Raw genomic sequence first — 20,153 nt, forward strand, 5'->3', positions numbered from 1 at the left:
TTGTGGGGTACCGGGTGCGGGGTGATGATGCGCCCATGGAACGGAAGGTTTTGTCTCGGGCCGTGCCGTGCGCCGCCTGAGCAGGGGCGCCGTCACGGGCCTCCTGGCGGTGCTGCTGCTCGTGGCCGGGGTGCCGAAGGTCGTGGACTGGACGACGGGACGGCCCCACGCGGACCCCGGGTGCCAGACGGTCGCGTTCATGTCGATGACGGGCGTCGCGCCCGAATGCCACTGACCCGCCACCGCCGTCACACCACTGCCCTCATGCCCCTCAGCGGGGGCGCCGCCCGGCCGCCCGGCCGCCCGGCGACCGGCCGGACAGCCGACGCGCGCGCGGGCCTCAGCGCTGCTCGTGGATCTCGATGTCCCGGCTGTCCGCGGCGACCGTGTCGACCGCCCTCGGCATCAGGCCGTGCAGGTGCACCTCCTGGAGCTCCACCGTCGCCACCGCACGGCCCGGGTGCAGGCCCGCGCCGTACTGCGGCGCCCGTACCTTCCACTCGTGCGCCGCGCCGTCGCAGACGGCACCGGTCCCGATGCTGAGCCTGCCCGAGTCCTTCTGGGCGACGGTCACCCTGATCTGCGTCGCCCCGCCGGGGGACGCGGTCTCGCACCGGTAGGCCCCGTGAAGGGTGATCGCACCGTCCCGGGCGATCTCCGCGTCCGCGCCGACGACGACGGCCTGCTGATAGACGGTGGCGGCGGCGGGCGCGGCGAACAAAGCGGTGGCGGCCAGTGCGGAGAAGGCGGAGAAGGCCATTCGGCGGGCAGGCGTACGCATTCTTCCTCCAGGGGGGAGTGGATGACGGGAATCCGCCGGAACGCATTGTGCTGGCAGTCGGCGGGCAAACGCGCACCGCATACCCGTGTCGGTGTGTGCAATTGCCCGCTCGGGCGCGTGAGACTGGCCGAAATACATCTCCGCACCGAAGATCCCCGAAGGGGTCCCCGTATGCGCCAGCCCGCTTCCGTCCTCGCCGCCGCCACCCTCCTGCCCGTCCTGCTGCTCGGCGCCACCGCCTGCCAGAGCGCCCCCGAGGGCGCCGCGCTCGCCCCCGCCGCCGCACCCGCCGTCCCGGTCGACGACGGGGCGCCCGGCACCGACGAGGAGCCCGGCGCGCCGGCCCGCGGCGCCGAGGGGGCCGCCGCGAAGGACGCCCATGTGGGTGACTCCGTACGGGTGCAGGGCAAGGAGGTGGGGCGACACCTCCAGGCCGTGCTCGCCGCCTACGTGGACCCCGCGCTCAGCGTGGAGCCGAACTACGGGCCCCCCGCCGGGAAGCGCTGGGCCGCCGCCTCCATGTCGTTCGTCAACGTCGGCGGAGCCTCGTACGGGCCCCTCGGGCGCATGTGGGCGTACGACAGCGCGGGAAAGCGCTACCCCATCGTGCGCACCGGTGAACTGACCACCGGCAAACCACTCGTCTTCGATTCCCTCGCGGTCGGTGAGCGGGCCGAGGGATGGGTGGTGTTCGAAATTCCGGAAAACACGCGCATTGTGCGGCTGCAGTATGAGGACGCGAACATGCGGGCGAATTCCGGAGGGGGTTTCTGGTCGGTCTAGCCCGCCCGGGTGAAAGGCCGTGAAAGGGCCGGGTTCCAGAGCACTAAGGTGCGGCGCATGACTTCAACGCAAGCCGAAATCGACCGGTCCCAGCTCGGCACCCTTTCCGTGCTCGCCTGGATCGGTGACCCCTCCGAAGGGCACGACATCCCGTACCTCCTCGCCTACACCCTCGGCGACGGCCCGCAGGGCCGGGAGGCGGGCGAGAGGGCCGCGCGCGGATTGCTGGAGGAGATCGGCCTGCCCATCGGCGACGTGGTCATGGACGGCACCCGCAGTCCGCGCACCTTCGCCGTGCAGATCCTCCTCGCGGGCAACCAGGTCGCCCTGACCCTGCCCGGCCTGAACGCGACCTGCACCGCCCCCGACGAGTGGGTCGCCGCGGCCGTCGAGAGCGGCCAGGCGTACTTCCTGTTCGCCACGCGCGCCTGGCCCGAGGCCGTCCCCGGCAAGCCGGTCACCCCCGAGCTCCTGCAGGCCTTCGCCGGCGACGAGGAAGTGCTGACCAGCAGCGCCCACTGCGTCCTGACGGTGCAGAGCCTCCAGCAGTAGACGGGGCCGCGCTCCGGCCGCCGGGCTCCCAGCCCGCCCGGTGGCCGGTCCCCCCCCCGCCTGCCGTCACACTTCGGCGTGGGGGCAGTCGAAGGCGAAGCGCAGCGAGCGCACCCGGTTGTCGAAGCTGGACCCCGCCAGATCGGGCAGCCCCACCGCCCGCAGCCCCACCGGACGGGTCAGCAGCTCGCGGAAGAGCGCCTTCATCTCCACCCGGGCCAGGTGCGCGCCCAGGCAGAAGTGCGGACCGCCACCCCCGAACCCCAGATGAGGGTTGGGCGAGCGGGTGATGTCGAAGGCGTCCGGATCGGGGAAGACCGCCTCGTCACGGTTGGCGGAGGCGTAGTACAGCACCACCTTGTCGCCGGGCCGGAACACGTGCCCGCCCAGAGCGTGTTCGGCCACCACCGTCCGGCGGAACTGGATGATCGGCGTCGAATGCCGGATCATCTCGTCCACCGCGCCGTCCGCGTACTTCTCGAAGTCCGACAGCAACAGGTCCCGCTGCTCCGGGAAGTCCGTCAGCAGCGTCAGCCCGTGCGTGATGGCGTTACGCGTCGTCTCCACCCCGGCCACCATCAGCAGACTGAAGAACGCGCCCAGCTGACGGGCCCCGAGCGCCTGGCCGTCGACGTTCGCGCAGACCAGCGCCGAGATCAGATCGTCGGTGGGGTGCCTGCGCCGCTCCCGCCCGATCCCCGCGACCATCCGCTGCATCCGCGCCAGCGCCCGCAGCCCCCGCCCCGGCATCCGCAGCCGCGACGCCAGACCCCGCTCCACCCCGATGTGCTCCGACGCGTGGTTGACCCGGTCCGCGATCTCCGCCCGGTAGCGCTCCGGGATGCCCATCATGTTGCAGATGACCTCCAGCGGCAGCCGGGAGGCCACCGCCGAGACGAACTCGTCCGGCCGCCCCTCCAGCACGTCGTCCACGATCCGCGCCGCGACCGCGTGGATGTCCTCCTCGGCGGCCGCCAGCAGGCGGGGCGTGAAGGCCCGCTGCACGATCTTGCGCAGCTGCGCGTGGTCCGGACCGTCCAGGTTGACCATCGAGTCCCCGAACAGCGCCCGCACCCACCGGGCCGGCTCCGGCGTGGTGACCCCGGGCGCGCTGGCGAACACCTTGGGCAGCCGGCTCGCCTCCTGCACGTCCGCGTGCCGGACCAGCGCCCAGTGGCCAGCCCCTTCCGGGACGAACACCGGGGACGGCAGCGCGCGCAGGCGCGCGAAGGCGGCCAGGCGCCGGTCCGGCGGAAGCTGCCAGAAACCCGGCTCGGCCAGTTCCGCTCCGGGACCGGTCGCGGTGCCCTGCCGTTGCGGGGGGAGTGTCATGGGACCGTCTCTTCCTGTCGCCGTGGTGCGTGATGTGTCTGGCGTGCCGTACGTGGTGCGCCGTGCTGCAGAACGGATCCACGGCCACGGGAGTGACGGCCCCACGGCCGGCGCCTGGCCGCGGGCCCCGGAGCTCAGACGGCGACGGCCGCCCGCGACCCGCCCCGCACCGAGAGGGTCTGGCCCACCGCCACGGTCGCCGTCGCGACCAGGCCCGCGTAGAACACGGCGTAGGCACCCGTCCACGTGCACGCCAGGATCGCCACGGCCGCCCCCGGCAGCACCAGCTGCTGGGCCGGACCCCGCTTGAAGTGCCGGGAGTGCAGCAGCCACACCATCATCAGGAACAACGCCGTCGGGACGGTGACGGCGGCGTTCGCGGCCACCTGCGAAATGTGGGCCTTGCCCACCGCGTGCTCCACCGCGACCTCGATCCCCGCACCGATCGCCGCCCCCGAGGCGAAGATCAGCAGATGGCCGTACCCCCACGGGATCGCCTCCCGGTTGGACGTCAGCCGCTCGTGCATCGGCACCGCGAAGTAGATCCACCACGCGGCGAACACGATCAACAGCCCGCCCGCGGCGATCGGCAGCAGCTCGCCGAGGGCCTCGTGCTCGTCGATCGCCGACTTCACGGCCACCGTGCTCGCGGCGATCGTCTCGCCGAGCACGATGATGGTGAACAGCCCGTACCGCTCCGCGATGTGGTGCGCGTGCCACGGCGTCTGGTGCCCCCGCTCGGCCAGCACCGGAACCAACAGCTCCGCCGCCACCAGCACCAGGAACAGCCACCGCTTCGATTCGTTCGGGGCGAACAGCAGCGCCACCCAGCCCGCCTGGCAGAGCACCAGCCCCGCCGCGTACTTCAACGCCGCCGTACGGGCCGCACCGCTCTCCCCGGACGCCGCCCGCAGCCACTGCGCCGTCAACGCCACCCGCATGATCAGGTAGCCGATGACGGCCACCGTCCAGTCGTTGTCGTTGAAGGCCCGGCTCACCCCCGCCGCGTAGACCAGCACACCGGCGATCTGCACGAGCGTCGCGATCCGGTACGGCACGTCGTCACAGTCGTAGGCCGACGCGAACCACGTGAAGTTCATCCAAGCCCACCACACCCCGAAGAAGACGAAGAAGTACCCGATCACCCCGCTCCCCGGATGGCCCTCCGCCAGCGAGTGCACCAGACACTGGCCGGCCTGGGCGATCGCGACGACGAAACAGAGATCGAAGAACAGCTCCAGCGGGGTCGCCGCCCGGTGGTCCTCGTCGCGGCTGCGCGCGGTCATCGGTACGTACGTCATACCGCCCAGCACAGCAGTGCCCGGCCGCCTGACCGCCGAGGCGCGCGGCCCGCACCCCACGGGTACCCCGGGCGGACTCGTAACGACCCACCCCCAGCCGGGCCCTCCACAGCCCCCCGGCCAACGCCCCCGACACCGTCCGTACCCCCGCCGCACCACCGAAACGCCCCGCACCCACCGGGCACGCCACCACCGCGACCCGGCGCCGCCATGGGGCGTCAGGACACTTCCCGAGGTTCAGGACCACGTCATGGGTTCCGCCACGCAGCAAGCGCCAGAGGCGCTCGCCGATCCGGCGCGGTACCGTCCGGGCCGCACCATCACCGACTGGACGCCGCAGGACCCGGCCTTCTGGCGCACCACCGGCAAGAAGGTCGCCACCCGCAATCCGTGGATCGCGGTCCCGGCCCTGCTGGTGGCCTTCGTCATCGGCTTCCACGCGACCTGTCTCGCCGTGTGCTGGTGGTTCTGCGCCCGCAAGGGCGCCGAGGCCCCCAGCCGGACCGGGCGGGCGGTGGGGGTCGCCGTACCCTGGACGCATGAGCACCTCCGCCGCCCCCGACCCGCTGCCCGAGTCCGCCGAGACGCCTGCCGCGACGCCTTCTCCGGCCCCGGCCCCGGCACCGGCGCCGTCGGCACCGGCTCCCAGGCCGCGCCCCCGGCTGATCTTCGACGACCCGCTGGACCAGCAGTCGTCGGACGACACCGACCGGGGCTGGGGCGAGCGGCCGCCCGCCGGCGGAAGCGCGGCCGACCTGGCCCGCTTCCTCGACGAGAAGCCCCCGCACCACATCTGATCCGCCCGAGCGGTCAGAAGGCGTCCCGCGCCCCCGGAGCCTGGCCGTTGCCGCCGTTCGAGCCCCGCTGCGCCACCAGGGCGTCGCGGATCTCCTTGAGGACCTCCAGCTCGGTGATCTCCATGGTCTCCTTCACCCCCTCCTTGGCCTTGCGGCGCGCCTCCTGCCTGGCCAGGTACTTCGCCATCGGCAGGACCATCAGGAAGTAGACGACCGCCGCGGTGATCAGGAAGGTCAGTGCGGCGTTGAGGACCGATCCCCACAGGATGTTGACGCCGATCGGATCGCCCTTCGCGTCGACGCCACAGAAGCCCTTCAGGCACGAGGTGTAGACATCCAGGCTTTTGGTGCCGATGGCGCCCACGAGCGGGCTGATGATGCCCTTCACGATCGAGTTCACGATGTTCGTGAACGCGGCGCCGATGACCACGGCCACCGCCAGGTCCACCACGTTGCCGCGCATCAGGAAGGCCTTGAAGCCCGCCAGCACGCTCTCCTTCTTCTTCTCGCCCACCGCTGTGCCTTTCTCTGGAACCGCTGAATGCGGAGTCAACTGTTCCGAAAGTTACGGCAGTCCGAGTCCACAGTGTCCAATCGAGCCACACATCAAGGCGACTTGACTGGGCGTGCGTGCGAATCAGCACAACGTCACCGCCAGCCGCGCCACCGCGCCCGCGCCCACCAGGGCCCGCGCGGTGTCCCGGGGGACGGACAGCACCACCAGCGCGCCACCGTCCCCGACGCCCTTCTCCGGCTCGGGCACCTCGGCGACCCGGGCTCCGGCCGCCACCACACGGGGCGGGCCGGTCCGCTCCGCCGCGACCACGTCCACCCGGTCCCCGGGGCGCAGCAGCCGCACCGTCGCCGCGTCCGCGATGCGCACGGGTGCCGACACCAGCCGCACCACCGCCGCCGGCGGCTTCGCCACGGGCGGGGCCGCGCCCCGGGAGGCGCGGGCCTGCGCCCCGCCCACCGCCAGGGCCGCCGCCACGACGGCCAGCCCGGCCGCGGTGGCCCGCCTGCGTCGGCGCACCGCGCGCCGCAGCCGGCCCCCGGCCCGGCCCACGCGGAGCGGGGGGAAGGGGGGAACGGGGCGCGCGGGGGGACACGTAGAAGACGAGGGGGAGGGGGAGGAGGGCGAGCAGGGGGGACGGGCAGGGGTCCTGGACATGGTGAGCACCGCCGAGCCGATCGGGATCCGGTGTCCGGGTCCATCGCCCGGACCCCCTCACGATCCGCCGTTCCGCCCGACCCGGCACCGGCCTGTGGACGGTCCCCAGGTTGTGGACAACCCCGTCACCCTCACGGGTGGGCCCGGAGGCCACCCCACCCGATGCCCGGGCCGCGGCTTCCTCCACGCGATCATCGACGCATGAGCCAGTACTACAACATGGGTGACGAGGTCCTCTGGAACCCGGCGACAGGAGTCTCCCGGCTCTTCCTCGCGCAGGTGGCCGCCTTCGAGCGGGAACTGGGGATCCCCTCCGGGATCGGGCACATGGAGGCCGACGACAGCGAGGTCGACCCCGTGGGGCTCGCCCGGTTCGCCGAGGAGCTCGTGAGCCGGTACCTGCGCGGCAGCCATCCCGTCGCCGCCGCGCTGTCCGAAGGGTTCACCGCCGTCGTGGCGGCCCTGGCCGCGAACGCCCGGATCCCCCTCGACCTGGGGGAGGGGGACCGGGCGGACCGGCTCCGCGAACTCGTCCGCGGGATGCGGCCGGCCGTGAGCGGCTGAGCCGGCTGAGCCGGCTGAGCCGGACGGGGGAAGGCGAGGCCGGGGGGGGGAAACGTGGCTACGGGAGCTCGATGCCGAGGTCCCAGCCGTCGTGGGCATGGGTGCACAGGCAGGAGCGGGACGCGGTCGGCGGGAGGGCCGCGACGGCGTCGAACAGGACCTCGCGCAGCCGGCCGACGTTCTCGCCGAACACCTTGAGCACCTCCGTGTGGGAGACGCCCTCGCCCGTCTCGGCGCCCGCGTCCAGGTCGGTGACCAGGGCCATCGAGGTGTAGCAGAGTCCCAGCTCGCGGGCGAGGACCGCCTCCGGGTGCCCGGTCATGCCGACCACCGACCAGCCCGCCGCCGCGTGCCAGCGCGATTCCGCCCGCGTGGAGAACCGGGGCCCTTCTATGACGACCATCGTGCCGCCGTCCACCGGCTCCCAGCCGCGCCCCCGCGCTGATTCGAGCGCCACCGTGCGCCCGACGGGGCAGTACGGGTCGGCGAAGGTCGTGTGCACCACGTTGGGGACGCTGCCGTCCGGCAGCGGCTCCCCGTCGAAGTAGGTCTGGGCGCGGGACTTCGTACGGTCGACCAGCTGGTCCGGGACGAGCAGCGTGCCCGGCCCGTACTCGGCCCGCAGCCCGCCCACCGCGCACGGGCCCAGCACCTGGCGGACACCGACCGAGCGCAGCGCCCACAGGTTGGCCCGGTAGTTGATCTTGTGTGGGGGCACGGTGTGGCTGCGCCCGTGCCGGGGCAGGAAGGCGACCTGGCGCCCGGCCAGCTCACCCAGGTACAGGGAGTCGCTGGGGGGCCCGTACGGGGTCTCCACCTGGATCTCCGAGACGTCGTCCAGGAAGGAGTAGAAGCCCGAGCCGCCGATGACACCGATCTCTGCGTTGACCATGGCGCCACCCTAACCGGGTACGCGTAAGGCCCCGCCGCCCAGGAGGGCGAGCGGGGCCTTACGGAAAAAGGAAGGCGTACGGGTCAGGCGGCGGAAGTGGAGCCGACGCTACTGCCCGTGCCGGACGACGACGTCGAGGAGGACGAAGCGGCGGCAGGCGCTGCGGTGGTCGTCGTCGAGGACGAGGACGAGGGCTTCGAGGCGGGCGTGCTGCTCGACGAAGCGCCACGGCTGTCGTTCCGGTAGAAACCGGAACCCTTGAAGACGATGCCGACCGCGGAGAACACCTTCTTCAGGCGTCCGTCGCAGTTCGGGCACACGGTCAGTGCGTCATCGGTGAACTTCTGCACGGCCTCAAGGCCCTCACCGCACTCGGTGCACTGGTACTGGTAGGTCGGCACGAATTTCCTCCTGGCACTCTGACTCAATGAGTGCTAACGACGCTCCATGGTGACGTATTCCGGCGGATCAGTCCACCGTCACAGGCTGGCGGTGACCCATGCCACGCTCGTTCACCCGGTTCCGGGCGGCCGGCGCGGGGGTTGCCGCACGGGACGCCGAGGCGGCGGGGGCGGACGAATTCACGAGCCGGCTCGTGGCCGCGGGCGCCAGCTTCGACCGCAGGGCCAGCAGGGTGACCAGCGCGAGGGCGGTGGCCACCAGCGGCACGAGGAAACCGTACGAGGACCCGTGCGCGTCCGTCAGCCGGCCGGCCAGGGTCACGGCGCCGGCCTGGCCGAAGGCGACCGCGCCGGTGAGCCAGGTGAAGGCCTCGGTGCGCGAGGCGGCCGGGATCAGCTGCTCGATCATGGTGTAGCCGGTGATCAGTGCCGGGGCGATGCACAGGCCGACGACCAGGCCGAGCGCGCCCAGCAGGATCATCGAGTGGGCGGCCCACAGGACGGACGCGGCGGCGGTGAGGCCGATGTAGCCGAGGATCAGGCGGCGGCGCGGGCCGATCTTCCAGGCGATGGCGCCCATCGCGATGCCGGCGGTCATGTTGCCGGCCGCGAAGATGCCGTACAGCAGACCGTTGGCGCCCGGGTTGCCGATCTCGTTGGAGAAGGCGGCGAGCGAGACCTGCATGCCGCCGAAGACGGCGCCGATGCCGATGAAGGCGACGATCAGGACGCGCAGGCCCGGGAAGGACAGCGCGGAGGCGTGCTTCTGGCCGCCGGCCGGGACCGGGGCGGGCTTCGGCTCGGTGGCGCGCTGCGCGGCGAAGAAGAGGCCGCCGAGCAGGGTCAGCGCCGCCTCGGTGGCCAGACCGGCCGCCGGGTGGATGCCGGTGCACAGGGCGGTGGCGAGCACGGGTCCGACGACGAAGGTGAACTCGTCGGTGACGGACTCGAACGCGGCGGCCGTCGGCAGCAGCGGGGATCCTTCGAGCTTGGCCGCCCAGCGGGAGCGGACCATGGGCCCGACCTGGGGGACGGATGCGCCGGCCGGGACGGCGGCCAGCGCGAGCGCCCACAGCGGGGCGCCGAGGAGGGCCAGCGCGGTCAGAGCGGAGACCGCGGCGGCGTGGACGAGGACGACCGGCACGAGCACGGCGCTCTGGCCGCGGCGGTCGGTGAACTTGCCCATGACCGGTGCGAAGAGGGCCATGGAGACGCCGGTGACGGCGGCGACGATGCCGGCGTCGCCGTAGGAGCCGGTGGCGTGCTGGACGAGCAGCAGGATGCTGATCGTCAGCATGCCGAACGGCAGACGGGCGGCGAAGCCGGGGAGGACGAAGCCGAGGGCGTCGGGCGTGCGCAGCAGCTGCCCGTAGCCGGGTCGGGTGGACGTGGCGGACTTGTCGGTCGTGACCGCGGATGTCACGGCCTGGCCTTTCCGCTGCCTGGTAGAGCGTCCCCGTCTGCGGACGGTGTGCCGCCTTGTGAGCGACCGCACCCGTACATGTGGGAGCCCCGAGAGCTGTCCTCTTGCGCAGAACCGAGTGATACCTGGGCGCCCACTGCGGGAGGGTGCCACGGCCGCTTTGCGGTCGCGCCAGCTCTGCGTCAGGCAGAGTTGGTTCGATCTGGTGTGCCTTCATCGTACAGGGGAATCCGCTACCACGCCCTGTGATTTCTCTGGCAACTCGTGTCTTCACCTGCGATTAACTGGAGCTTCGCATTCCGGCGCCCATGAAATGGGGGCGAAGAAGGTCATACGCCACTGAAACTGGCCAGTTTAGAGCAACGCTCTATAGCGGAGTGTTCATCTGGCCCGCCTCTGCGTCACCCTCCGTCACCGAAAATCGCCGCCGACCCACCACGGGTGACCGTGCGGGCGGCGGCCGCAGGTGTCCACAAAGTCGACAAATCGCTACAGGTGGGTGGCGAAGTGCGTCGACGGCCGGCGGTGGCCGCCCGGGGGTGCCGAAGGTGCCGGGAGTTCCGGTCGGCGCCGCCGTCCGTCGGCCGCCGTTACAACGAGGTTCCGCCCCCGGTGCCCAGCCACCCCGCCAGCTTGCCGCCGCGCGCGACCGCCCGCAGCCGGGCCTCCGCCGCGTCGCGTACCGGATCCGTGGCCACCACCAGCAGCTCGTCGCCGCGCCGCAGCACGGTCGAAGGCGCCGGTACGAAGCTCTTCGCGTCCCGGACCACCAGCGTCACCGACGCCCCCGCCGGCAGCCGCAGCTCGCTGACCTCCACCCCGTGCATGCGCGAGGCGGGCGGGATGGCGAAGGACAGCAGGTGCCCGCGCAGCTTCTCAAGCGGCGCCGACTCGATCCCGAGGTCCGCCGCGGCCTCGTCCGTGTCGCCGAGCTTCAGCTTGCGCGCCAGCCACGGCAGGGTCGGGCCCTGGACCAGGGTGTAGACGACGACGAGCACGAAGACGATGTTGAAGACCCGGTCGCTGCCCTCGATGCCGGTCACCATCGGGATGGTCGCCAGGATGATGGGGACGGCGCCACGCAGGCCCGCCCACGACATCAGGGCCTGCTCCTGCCACGGGATCCGGAAGGGCAGGAGGCTGATGAAGACCTCCAGGGGCCGCGCCACCATCGTCAGCACCAGTCCGATGATCACCGCGGGCCAGAAGTCGCCCGCCAGCTCGTGCGGGGTGACCAGCAAGCCCAGCAGCACGAACATGCCGATCTGCGCGATCCAGCCGAGCCCGTCCGCGAACCCGCGGGTGGCAGGCCAGTGCGGCAGCTTCGCGTTCCCGAGGACCATGGCCGCCAGGTACACCGCCAGGAAGCCGGAACCGTGCGCCATCGCGCCGGCGGCATACGCGGCCACGGCTATCGCCATCACCGCGATCGGGTACAGACCGGAGGCCGGCAGTGCCACGTGCCGCAGTCCGTACGCCCCCAGGAAGCCCACCGTCAGGCCGATCGCGGCGCCGATCGCCAGCTCCAGCGCGATTTTGCCGAGCAGGACGTACCAGTCGTCCACCGGTCCGACCGTCGCGAAGGCCACCACCAGGATCACGACGGGAGCGTCGTTGAATCCGGACTCGGCCTCCAGCACGCCCGTCACCCGCGAGGGGAGCGGGACCTTCCGCAGAACGGAGAAGACGGCCGCCGCGTCGGTCGAGGAGACGACCGCGCCGATCAGCAGGGCCTGGCGCCATTCCAGCCCGACCAGGTAGTGCGCGCCCGCCGCCGTGACGCCCACGCTCACCGCTACGCCGACCAGCGACAGCACGATCGCGGCCGGCAGAGCGGGTTTGATCTCTTTCCACTTGGTGCCCAGACCACCCTCGGCGAGGATCACGACGAGTGCGGCATAACCGATGACCTGCGTCAGCTCGGCATTGTCGAATACGACGTTGCCGATGCCGTCCTGGCCTATCGCTATGCCTATGCCGAGGTAGATGAGCAGGCTGGGGAGGCCGCTGCGTGAGGAGATGCGTACCGCCGCTACCGCGACGAGCAGCACGAGCGAGCAGACCAGCAGGAGCTCGTTGAGCGTGTGGACAGTCAGCGGGCGGCCCTTTCCTCAGCGCGCCTGACGGAGCGGCGGATCGTTCCTTCCGGAGGCGCGTCCGGCAAGTTACTTCGTTACCTTACCTAATCTTTGACGATTCCTTGACGTGATAGTCACATTGTGAAACGCCTGTTCGGTCCTGTCCTCATGACCTCGACCCCTGGCGGATCAACGGACAGGGTCCTGCGCCTATGGTTGCTCCCAGCACTCCCAGGACCACCCTGCCCCTCTAAGGACAGCGATGCCCGCCAATGAATCCGGACCTTCCGTCAAGAAGAAGGGACGACGCGCACGCCTGCTCGTGCTCGTCTTGGTCCTGGTGCTCTTGGCGGCAATCGGCTACGGCGCGTACTGGAGCGTGGACACCGTGCGCGCCTCCTTCCCGCAGACCACCGGCTCCCTCAAGGTCCCCGGTCTGACCGGGACCGTCGACGTCAAGCGCGACGAGCACGGGATTCCGCAGCTCTACGCCGACAACGACGAGGACCTCTTCCGCGCGCAGGGCTTCGTCCACGCGCAGGACCGGTTCTGGGAGATGGACGTGCGCCGTCACATGACCTCCGGCCGGCTCTCCGAGATGTTCGGGTCCGGCCAGGTGGAGACCGACGCCTTCCTGCGCACGCTGGGCTGGCGCCAGGTCGCCCAGGCCGAGTACGACACCAAGCTTTCGCCGGAGACCAAGAAGTACCTCCAGGCCTACGCCGACGGGGTCAACGCGTACCTGAAGGGGAAGTCCGGCAAGGACCTCTCCGTCGAGCACGCCGCCCTCAAGCTGACCGGCGACTACAAGCCGGAACAGTGGACGCCGGTGGACTCGGTCGCCTGGCTCAAGGCCATGGCCTGGGACCTGCGCGGCAACATGCAGGACGAGATCGACCGCTCGCTGATGGCGAACACGCTCTCGCAGGCGCAGATCGACGAGCTCTACCCGCCGTACCCCTTCGACCGGAACAAGCCGATCGTCGAGGGCGGCGCGGTCGCGGGCGGCAAGTACGCCCCCCAGGGAACCCCGGGCACCGGCACGACCGGCACCGGAACGGGCACGGGTACGGGCACCGGCACCGGCACGGGATCGACCGGAACGGGCACGACCGGCACCGGCACGACCGGCACGGGAACGGGCACGGGAACCGGTTCGACCGGCACCGGCACCGGAACGGGCACCGGCACCGGCTCGCAGGCCACCCCCAACGGCGGCAGCACCGGCCTCGCCGGCAACGCCTCCGCCCAGGGCGCCACGGTCGGCCTGCGCACGCAGCTGACCTCCCTCTCCAAGACCCTGGACGAGATCCCCGCCATCCTCGGCCCCAACGGCAGCGGCATCGGCTCCAACTCCTGGGTCATCGGCGGCAAGTACACGACGACCGGCAAGCCGCTCCTCGCGAACGACCCGCACCTCTCCCCGCAGCTGCCTTCGGTCTGGTACCAGATGGGCCTGCACTGCCGCGCCGTCTCGCCCCAGTGCCAGTACGACGTGGCCGGCTACACCTTCTCGGGCATGCCCGGCGTGGTCATCGGCCACAACGCCGACATCGCCTGGGGCATGACCAACCTCGGCGCCGACGTGACCGACCTCTACCTGGAGCAGGTCAAGCCCGACGGCTACGTCTACGACAACAAGGTGCTCCCCTTCACCACCCGTGAAGAGGTCATCAAGGTCGCGGGCGGCAAGAGCAAGAAGATCACCGTCCGTACCACCAACAACGGACCGCTGATCTCCGACCGCAGCGACGAGCTGGAGACCGTGGGCGTCCGCGCCCCCGTCCCCACGTCGGCCCCCGACCGCGGCAACGGCTACGCCGTCGCCCTGCGCTGGACCGCCCTGGACCCCGGCAAGTCGATGGACGCGGTGTTCAAGCTCGACCGCGCCAAGGACTTCGCGAGCTTCCGGGCGGCCGCGGCCGACTTCGAGGTCCCCTCGCAGAACCTGATCTACGCGGACAACAAGGGCGCCAACGGAAACATCGGCTACCAGGCCCCGGGCCGCATCCCGATGCGGGGCCAGGGCGACGGCCGCATGCCGGCGCCCGGCTGGGACCCGAAGTACGCCTGGAAGGGCGGCAAGGACGGCAACGCGGGCTACATCCCGCAGAACGAGATGCCCTGGGAGCTCAACCCGGCCCGCGGCTACGTCGTCACCGCCAACCAGGCCGTCACCGAGTCCGGCCCCGGCAAGTACCCGTACGTGCTGACCACGGACTGGGGCTACGGCGCCCGCAGCCAGCGGATCAACGACCTCATCGAGGCGAAGATCAAGGACAGCGGCAAGATCTCGACCGACGACATGCGCACCATGCAGATGGACAACAGCAGCGAGATCGCCGCGCTGCTGACCCCGATGCTGGCCAAGATCCAGGTCTCGGACCCGGACGTGCGCTCGGCGCAGAAGCTCCTCGAAGGCTGGAACTACACGCAGGAGAACGACTCGGCGGCCGCCGCCTACTTCAACGCGGTCTGGCGCAACATCCTCAAGCTGTCCTTCGGCGACAAGATGCCCAAGGAGCTGCGGATCGAGGGCAGCTGCGCCAACGTCCAGGAGAGCGGCGGTCCCAACGACGACCTCACCAAGACGGTCCGCGAGTGCGGCACCCGCGGCCCCGACTCGGCGCAGCCGGACGGCGGCGACCGCTGGTTCGAGGTGGTGCGCCGCCTGGTCAAGGACGAGAAGTCGCCGTGGTGGTCCTCGCCCAAGACGCTCACCAAGCCGGCGACGACCACCCGTGACCAGCTCTTCGCCCGCGCCATGAACGACGCGCGCTGGGAGCTGACGGCCAAGCTCGGCAAGGACCAGTCGACCTGGACCTGGGGCCGGCTGCACCAGCTGAACCTGAAGAACCAGACGATCGGCACCGAGGGCCCCGGCTTCATGCAGTGGCTCCTCAACCGCGGCCCGTGGAACCTGGGCGGCGGCGAGGCCACCGTCAACGCGACCGGCTGGAACGCCTCCAGCGGGTACGGGGTCACCTGGGTGCCGTCGATGCGGATGGTCGTCAACCTCAACGACCTGGACAAGTCCCGCTGGATCAACCTGACCGGGGCCTCCGGTCACGCGTACGCCTCCACGTACACGGACCAGACGACGATGTGGGCCAAGGGCGAACTGCTGGAGTGGCCCTTCGGCAAGGAGGCTGTCGACAAGTCGACGGTCGACACGCTGACGCTGAAGCCGTAACGCCGAAGGCGTCAGAAGCGCACCACCCCCGACGGGGTGGCGACCGCCTGGACGGGGTGGTCGTGCGGTTCCTCCGGGACCCGCGCGACCACCTCTTCGTCGTAGAGGAGCACCACCAGCGCCGGGTGCGTCCCGGCGCGCTCCAGCCGGGCCAGCACCCGGTCGTACGAGCCGCCGCCGCGGCCGAGCCGCATGCCGCGCCCGTCGACCGCCAGTCCGGGCAGCAGGACGGCGTCGGCGGCGGTGACGGCCTCCGGGCCGAGCGCCGGTCCGGAGGGCTCCAGCAGCCGCATCTTCCCGGGGTGCGCGGCCTCGGTGAGGCTGCCGGGGCCCTCGTACGCGGCCCAGTCGAGATCGTTGTCGGGCAGCAGCAGGGGCAGCAGCACCCGCTTGCCGGCCGCGCGCAGCGCGTCGAGCAGCTCGTGGGTGCCGGGCTCCGCGCCGACCGAGACGTACGCCGCCACCGTGCGCGCCCCGGCCAGTTCGGGCAGGGCGAGGGCGGAGCGGGCGAGCGCGCGGGCGGCCGCGCCGCGGGACTCGGGGGACAGGGCGCGGCGGGCGGCCAGCAGTTGCCGGCGCAGGGCGGCCTTCTCGGGCGGGGGGTGCTCCGTCACTATGAGGTCACATACCTTTCCTATATGTGTATATCCGGACATAATTACCGGAATCTGGGCGGGTGTTCGGCACGACCCACTATCGTTCTGCCCATGACTCAGTCGCACCCCGTGATCAAGAAGGCCGTCATCCCGGCCGCGGGCCTCGGCACTCGGTTCCTTCCGGCGACCAAGGCGACCCCCAAGGAAATGCTCCCGGTCGTGGACAAGCCGGCCATCCAGTACGTGGTCGAGGAGGCCGTCTCGGCCGGCCTGGACGACGTCCTGATGATCACAGGACGTAACAAGCGGGCCCTCGAAGACCACTTCGACCGCAACTACGAGCTGGAGTCGGCCCTCATCGCCAAGGGCGACGACGACCGGCTGAAGAAGGTCCAGGAGTCCAGCGACCTGGCCACCATGCACTACGTCCGCCAGGGCGACCCGCGCGGCCTGGGTCACGCCGTCCTCTGTGCCGAGCCGCACGTCGGCAGCGAGCCCTTCGCCGTCCTGCTCGGCGACGACCTCATCGACCCGCGCGACCCCCTCCTGCGCCAGATGGTCGACATCCACGCGCGCACCGGCGGCACCGTCATCGCGCTGATGGAGGTCGACCCGGCCAGCGTGCACCTCTACGGCTGCGCCGCCGTCGAGCCGACCGGAGAGCCGGACGTCGTCCGCGTCACCGGACTCGTCGAGAAGCCGGACGCCTCCGAGGCCCCCAGCAATTTCGCGGTCATCGGACGGTACGTCCTCAACCCCGCGATCTTCGGCATACTGCGGGAGACCGAGCCGGGCCGCGGCGGGGAGATCCAGCTCACCGACGCCCTGCAGAAGCTGGCCGCCGACGAGAGCGTGGGCGGCCCGGTGCACGGCGTGGTCTTCCGCGGCCGCCGCTACGACACCGGGGACCGCGGGGACTACCTGCGGGCCATCGTCCGACTCGCGTGCGAACGTGAGGACCTGGGCCCGGAGTTCCGCACCTGGCTTCACCGTTACGTCACGGAGGAGATGTAGGACCGTGAGCAGTTCCGCACCGCAGGACACCGCACCGCACCGTCTGTGGTCGGTGGACGAGCACCTCGCGGACGTCCTCGCCGCCGTCCGGCCGCTGGAGCCCATCGAGCTCCAGCTGCTCGACGCCCAGGGCTGTGTCCTGGTCGAGGACGTCACCGTGCCCGTCGCCCTCCCGCCCTTCGACAACAGCTCCATGGACGGGTACGCCGTCCGCGTGGCCGACGTCCAGGGTGCGAGCGAGGAGTTCCCCGCGGTGCTCGCCGTCATCGGCGACGTCGCGGCGGGCAGTGGCGAACTGCCCACCGTCGGCCCCGGCCAGGCCGCCCGCATCATGACCGGGGCCCCGCTGCCGCCCGGCGCCGAGGCCGTCGTCCCGGTCGAGTGGACCGACGGCGGCACGGGCGGCGGCGCCGCCTCCGGGATGACCCCGGCCAGCGCCGCGCCCGAGGGCGCGGGCGGCGAGGTGCGCGTCCACCGCGCCGCCGAGGCGCGGGCGCACGTGCGCTCGCGCGGCAGCGACGTCCAGGCCGGCGACCTGGCCCTGGCCGCCGGCACCGTCCTCGGCCCGCCGCAGATCGCCCTGCTGGCCGCCATCGGCCGCGGCACCGTACGGGTCCGCCCCCGCCCCCGGGTGGTGGTCCTGTCCACCGGCAGCGAGCTGGTCCAACCGGGTGAGGCGCTGGCCGCCGGGGCCATCTACGACTCCAACAGCTTCGCGCTCGCCGCCGCCGCCCGCGACGCCGGCGCCATCGCCTACCGGGTCGGGGCGGTCGCCGACGACGCCGAGACCCTGCGCGGCGTCATCGAGGACCAGCTGATCCGGGCCGACCTCCTCGTCACCACGGGCGGGGTCAGCGTCGGCGCGTACGACGTGGTCAAGGAGGCGCTGACCTCCGTCTCGGCGGGCGACGAGGCCGTCGAGGCGGGACGCGTCGACTTCCGCAAGCTCGCCATGCAGCCCGGGAAGCCGCAGGGCTTCGGCACGGTCGGCCCCGACCACACCCCGCTGCTGGCCCTCCCCGGCAACCCGGTGTCCTCCTACGTCTCCTTCGAGCTGTTCGTGCGTCCCGCGATCCGGGCGCTGATGGGCCTGCCCGCGTCCGAGGTCAGCCGGCCGAGCGTGCGCGCCGTGCTCAAGGCCGACCGGCCGATCGGCTCGCCGGCCGGCCGCCGCCAGTTCCTGCGCGGCACCCACGACCCCGAGAGCGGGACGGTCAGTCCGGTCGGCGGATCGGGCTCCCACCTGATCGCGGCACTGGCGCACGCGGACTCGCTGATGGTGGTGCCGGAGGACGTCACCTCGGTGGAGCCGGGGGCCGAGCTGGAAGTGATCCTGCTCGGCTGAGGACCCCCCGGTGCGGGTAGCGTGTTGCACCACACAGGCCCCCGGGCTCCAGGGGGCCCGGAGCGGGAGTGGCACGCAGACATGAGTACGCAGAGCAGGCTGACGCACATCGACGAGGCCGGCGCGGCCCGGATGGTAGACGTCTCGGCGAAAGACGTCACCACCCGGACGGCCCGGGCCAGCGGACGCGTCCTCGTGGCCCCCCGGGTGATCGAGCTGCTGCGCGGCGAGGGCGTACCGAAGGGCGACGCCCTCGCCACCGCGCGGATCGCGGGGATCATGGGGGCCAAGAAGACCCCGGACCTGATCCCGCTGTGCCATCCGCTGGCCGTGTCCGGCGTGACGGTGGACCTGAAGGTCGCCGACGACGCCGTGGAGATCCTCGCCACGGTCAGGACCACCGACCGCACGGGCGTCGAGATGGAAGCGCTGACCGCGGTCGCGGTCGCCGGGCTCACCGTGATCGACATGGTGAAGGCCGTCGACAAGGGCGCGGTCATCACCGACGTCCGGGTGGAGGAGAAGACCGGCGGCAAGTCCGGCGACTGGACCCGCGCGTGAACGCCCCCCGCGGCGGCGAGGTCCACAGCCACAGCCACGGTGACGTCGAGGCGGCCCCGGCCCCGGCCCCCGCGGCGGCGGCCCGGCCCGCCGCCGGGACCCCCGCACCGCGCGGGCTGGTGGTCACCGCCTCGAACCGCGCGTCCCAGGGCGTCTACGAGGACCGGGGCGGCCCCCTGCTCGCCGGGGCGCTGGAACGCCTCGGCTTCGCCGTGGACGGCCCGCGCGTCGTCCCGGACGGCGACCCGGTGGAGCTGGCCCTGCGCGAGGGCGTGGCCGCCGGGTACGACGTCATCCTGACCACCGGCGGCACCGGCATCTCCCCGACCGACCGGACCCCGGACGCCACCGCGCGCGTACTGGACTACGAGATCCCCGGGATCCCGCAGGCCATCCGCGCCGAAGGCCTGGAGAAGGTACCGACCGCCGCCCTGTCGCGGGGCCTGGCGGGCGTGGCGGGCCGCACCCTGATCGTCAACCTGCCCGGCTCCACGGGCGGGGTGCGCGACGGCCTCGCGGTCCTGGCCCGGATCCTGCCGCACGCCGTGGACCAGCTCCGCGGCGGCGACCACCCCAGACCCGCGACGCAGCCCGGGAGCCAGAGCTGAACGGCCCCACCTGGCCGGTGGTGCTGACGGACGGCGATGTCACCCTCCGGCCGATAAAGCTGCGGGACCAGCGCGCCTGGCGCGAGGTCAACCGGCGCAACCGCGACTGGCTGCGCCCCTGGGAGGCGACGATCCCGCCGCCCGCGCCGTGGGGGCCGGTCATCCAGCGGCCGACGTACCGGCAGATGGTCCGCCACCTGCGGGCGGAGGCCAACGCGGGCCGGATGCTGCCGTTCGTCATCGAGTACCAGGGCCGGCTGGTCGGTCAGCTGACGGTCGCCGGGATCACCTGGGGGTCGATGTGCGCCGCCCACGTGGGCTACTGGGTGGACCGGGACGTGGCGGGCCGCGGGGTCATGCCGACGGCGGTCGCGCTGGCCGTCGACCACTGCTTCGGGAAGGTCGGGCTGCACCGGATCGAGGTGTGCATCCGGCCGGAGAACGTGCCGAGCCGGCGGGTCGTGGAGAAGCTCGGCTTCCGCGAGGAGGGGCTGAGACCGCGCTACCTGCACATCGACGGCGCGTGGCGGGACCACCTGGTCTTCGCGCTGACGGTGGAGGAGGTGCCGGAGGGGCTGGTGCGCCGCTGGCACCGGACGCGGAAGCCGCCGCAGGGATCGGCGTCCGGGCCGCCGGAAATCAGGTAATCGCAAAAACGTTCGAATTTCTGGCCGATTCGCCCATAACCTGATCCGAAGAATCACAAAAAAAGTCCGTGATATCAGCCGGATCGTGCGACACACCGGCTCAATTGGCTGATC

Annotated in this window: 21 protein-coding genes; 11 read left to right on the forward strand and 10 right to left on the reverse strand. The window is 71.8% G+C overall.

The genetic code is table 11. The annotated features are described in order from the left end of the window. The first annotated feature begins 67 nt into the window (after positions 1–67). Positions 68–235, forward strand: a complete 168-nt coding sequence (locus SLAV_RS41560; protein ID WP_167456798.1) for a hypothetical protein — start codon at positions 68–70, stop codon at positions 233–235. 105 nt (positions 236–340) lie between these two features. Here SLAV_RS41560 and SLAV_RS22015 read toward each other — a convergent pair whose 3' ends face one another. After that, the gene (locus tag SLAV_RS22015; protein ID WP_158740864.1) at positions 341–781 is read right to left on the reverse strand and encodes a DUF6299 family protein; all 441 of its coding nucleotides are present in this window, start codon (positions 779–781) and stop codon (positions 341–343) included. A 171-nt stretch (positions 782–952) separates the two neighbouring features. On the opposite strand from SLAV_RS22015, the gene SLAV_RS22020 reads away from it, so the two are divergent. Continuing rightward, on the forward strand, positions 953–1,564 hold the full coding sequence (locus SLAV_RS22020; RefSeq protein ID WP_051841366.1) for a DUF4352 domain-containing protein: 612 nt from the start codon (positions 953–955) through the stop codon (positions 1,562–1,564). Between the two features lie 57 nt (positions 1,565–1,621). After that, entirely contained in the window at positions 1,622–2,116 is a 495-nt protein-coding gene (locus SLAV_RS22025) for a DUF5949 family protein (RefSeq protein WP_030238798.1), read from the forward strand. A 66-nt stretch (positions 2,117–2,182) separates the two neighbouring features. Here SLAV_RS22025 and SLAV_RS22030 read toward each other — a convergent pair whose 3' ends face one another. After that, the gene (locus SLAV_RS22030; RefSeq protein WP_030238795.1) at positions 2,183–3,448 is read right to left on the reverse strand and encodes a cytochrome P450; all 1,266 of its coding nucleotides are present in this window, start codon (positions 3,446–3,448) and stop codon (positions 2,183–2,185) included. A gap of 134 nt (positions 3,449–3,582) precedes the next feature. Next, positions 3,583–4,749 carry a low temperature requirement protein A gene (locus SLAV_RS22035; RefSeq protein ID WP_051841365.1) on the reverse strand — a complete coding sequence of 389 codons (1,167 nt, stop codon included), beginning with the start codon at positions 4,747–4,749 and terminating at the stop codon, positions 3,583–3,585. Positions 4,750–5,288: 539 nt separating this feature from the next. Here SLAV_RS22035 and SLAV_RS22045 point away from each other — a divergent pair. Further along, positions 5,289–5,546, forward strand: a complete 258-nt coding sequence (locus SLAV_RS22045; RefSeq protein WP_030238788.1) for a hypothetical protein — start codon at positions 5,289–5,291, stop codon at positions 5,544–5,546. Positions 5,547–5,559: 13 nt separating this feature from the next. Here SLAV_RS22045 and mscL read toward each other — a convergent pair whose 3' ends face one another. Beyond that, the gene (gene mscL / locus SLAV_RS22050) at positions 5,560–6,060 is read right to left on the reverse strand and encodes a large conductance mechanosensitive channel protein MscL (protein WP_030238785.1); all 501 of its coding nucleotides are present in this window, start codon (positions 6,058–6,060) and stop codon (positions 5,560–5,562) included. 123 nt (positions 6,061–6,183) lie between these two features. Then, positions 6,184–6,717 (reverse strand): hypothetical protein, encoded by a 534-nt coding sequence (locus tag SLAV_RS41825; RefSeq protein ID WP_078950616.1) that lies wholly within the window; start codon positions 6,715–6,717, stop codon positions 6,184–6,186. 201 nt (positions 6,718–6,918) lie between these two features. Here SLAV_RS41825 and SLAV_RS22060 point away from each other — a divergent pair, with 201 nt between their 5' ends. Further along, positions 6,919–7,281: a DUF6086 family protein gene (locus SLAV_RS22060; protein WP_100660940.1), complete on the forward strand. Its 363-nt coding sequence runs from the start codon at positions 6,919–6,921 to the stop codon at positions 7,279–7,281. Between the two features lie 58 nt (positions 7,282–7,339). Here the strand turns inward: SLAV_RS22060 and SLAV_RS22065 are convergent, their stop codons facing one another. The 4 genes from SLAV_RS22065 to SLAV_RS22080 form a co-directional block, all read right to left on the reverse strand. Next, positions 7,340–8,173, reverse strand: coding sequence for an S-methyl-5'-thioadenosine phosphorylase (locus tag SLAV_RS22065; protein WP_030238777.1), 834 nt, complete (start codon positions 8,171–8,173; stop codon positions 7,340–7,342). Positions 8,174–8,256: 83 nt separating this feature from the next. Then, a complete protein-coding gene (locus SLAV_RS22070; RefSeq protein ID WP_030238776.1) occupies positions 8,257–8,574 on the reverse strand; it encodes an FmdB family zinc ribbon protein in 318 nt (105 codons plus the stop codon). Between the two features lie 67 nt (positions 8,575–8,641). Continuing rightward, a complete protein-coding gene (locus SLAV_RS22075) occupies positions 8,642–9,997 on the reverse strand; it encodes an MFS transporter (RefSeq protein WP_030238773.1) in 1,356 nt (451 codons plus the stop codon). A 590-nt stretch (positions 9,998–10,587) separates the two neighbouring features. Further along, positions 10,588–12,048, reverse strand: a complete 1,461-nt coding sequence (locus tag SLAV_RS22080; RefSeq protein WP_030238770.1) for a potassium/proton antiporter — start codon at positions 12,046–12,048, stop codon at positions 10,588–10,590. Between the two features lie 289 nt (positions 12,049–12,337). Between SLAV_RS22080 and SLAV_RS22085 the strand changes: the two genes are divergently transcribed. Further along, the gene (locus SLAV_RS22085) at positions 12,338–15,268 is read left to right on the forward strand and encodes a penicillin acylase family protein (RefSeq protein WP_030238767.1); all 2,931 of its coding nucleotides are present in this window, start codon (positions 12,338–12,340) and stop codon (positions 15,266–15,268) included. Positions 15,269–15,279: 11 nt separating this feature from the next. On the opposite strand, the gene SLAV_RS22090 is transcribed toward SLAV_RS22085, so the two are convergent. After that, entirely contained in the window at positions 15,280–15,924 is a 645-nt protein-coding gene (locus SLAV_RS22090) for a 5-formyltetrahydrofolate cyclo-ligase (RefSeq protein ID WP_051841363.1), read from the reverse strand. Between the two features lie 51 nt (positions 15,925–15,975). Between SLAV_RS22090 and galU the strand changes: the two genes are divergently transcribed. The 5 genes from galU to SLAV_RS22115 all read left to right on the forward strand — a co-directional run bounded on the left by galU (position 15,976) and on the right by SLAV_RS22115 (position 20,039). After that, entirely contained in the window at positions 15,976–16,878 is a 903-nt protein-coding gene (gene galU, locus SLAV_RS22095; RefSeq protein WP_030238761.1) for a UTP--glucose-1-phosphate uridylyltransferase GalU, read from the forward strand. A 4-nt stretch (positions 16,879–16,882) separates the two neighbouring features. Next, on the forward strand, positions 16,883–18,223 hold the full coding sequence (gene glp / locus SLAV_RS22100; protein ID WP_051841362.1) for a molybdotransferase-like divisome protein Glp: 1,341 nt from the start codon (positions 16,883–16,885) through the stop codon (positions 18,221–18,223). A gap of 81 nt (positions 18,224–18,304) precedes the next feature. After that, positions 18,305–18,784, forward strand: a complete 480-nt coding sequence (moaC, locus tag SLAV_RS22105; protein ID WP_030238757.1) for a cyclic pyranopterin monophosphate synthase MoaC — start codon at positions 18,305–18,307, stop codon at positions 18,782–18,784. Then, positions 18,781–19,392 (forward strand): MogA/MoaB family molybdenum cofactor biosynthesis protein, encoded by a 612-nt coding sequence (locus tag SLAV_RS22110; protein ID WP_078950608.1) that lies wholly within the window; start codon positions 18,781–18,783, stop codon positions 19,390–19,392. The genes moaC and SLAV_RS22110 overlap by 4 nt, the downstream gene beginning before the upstream one ends. 17 nt (positions 19,393–19,409) lie before the next feature. After that, complete coding sequence (locus SLAV_RS22115; protein ID WP_030238752.1) at positions 19,410–20,039, forward strand: GNAT family N-acetyltransferase; 630 nt, start codon at positions 19,410–19,412, stop codon at positions 20,037–20,039. The last annotated feature ends 114 nt before the right edge of the window (positions 20,040–20,153 follow it).

Source organism: Streptomyces lavendulae subsp. lavendulae, from assembly GCF_002803845.1.
Lineage (GTDB): Bacteria > Actinomycetota > Actinomycetes > Streptomycetales > Streptomycetaceae > Streptomyces > Streptomyces lavendulae.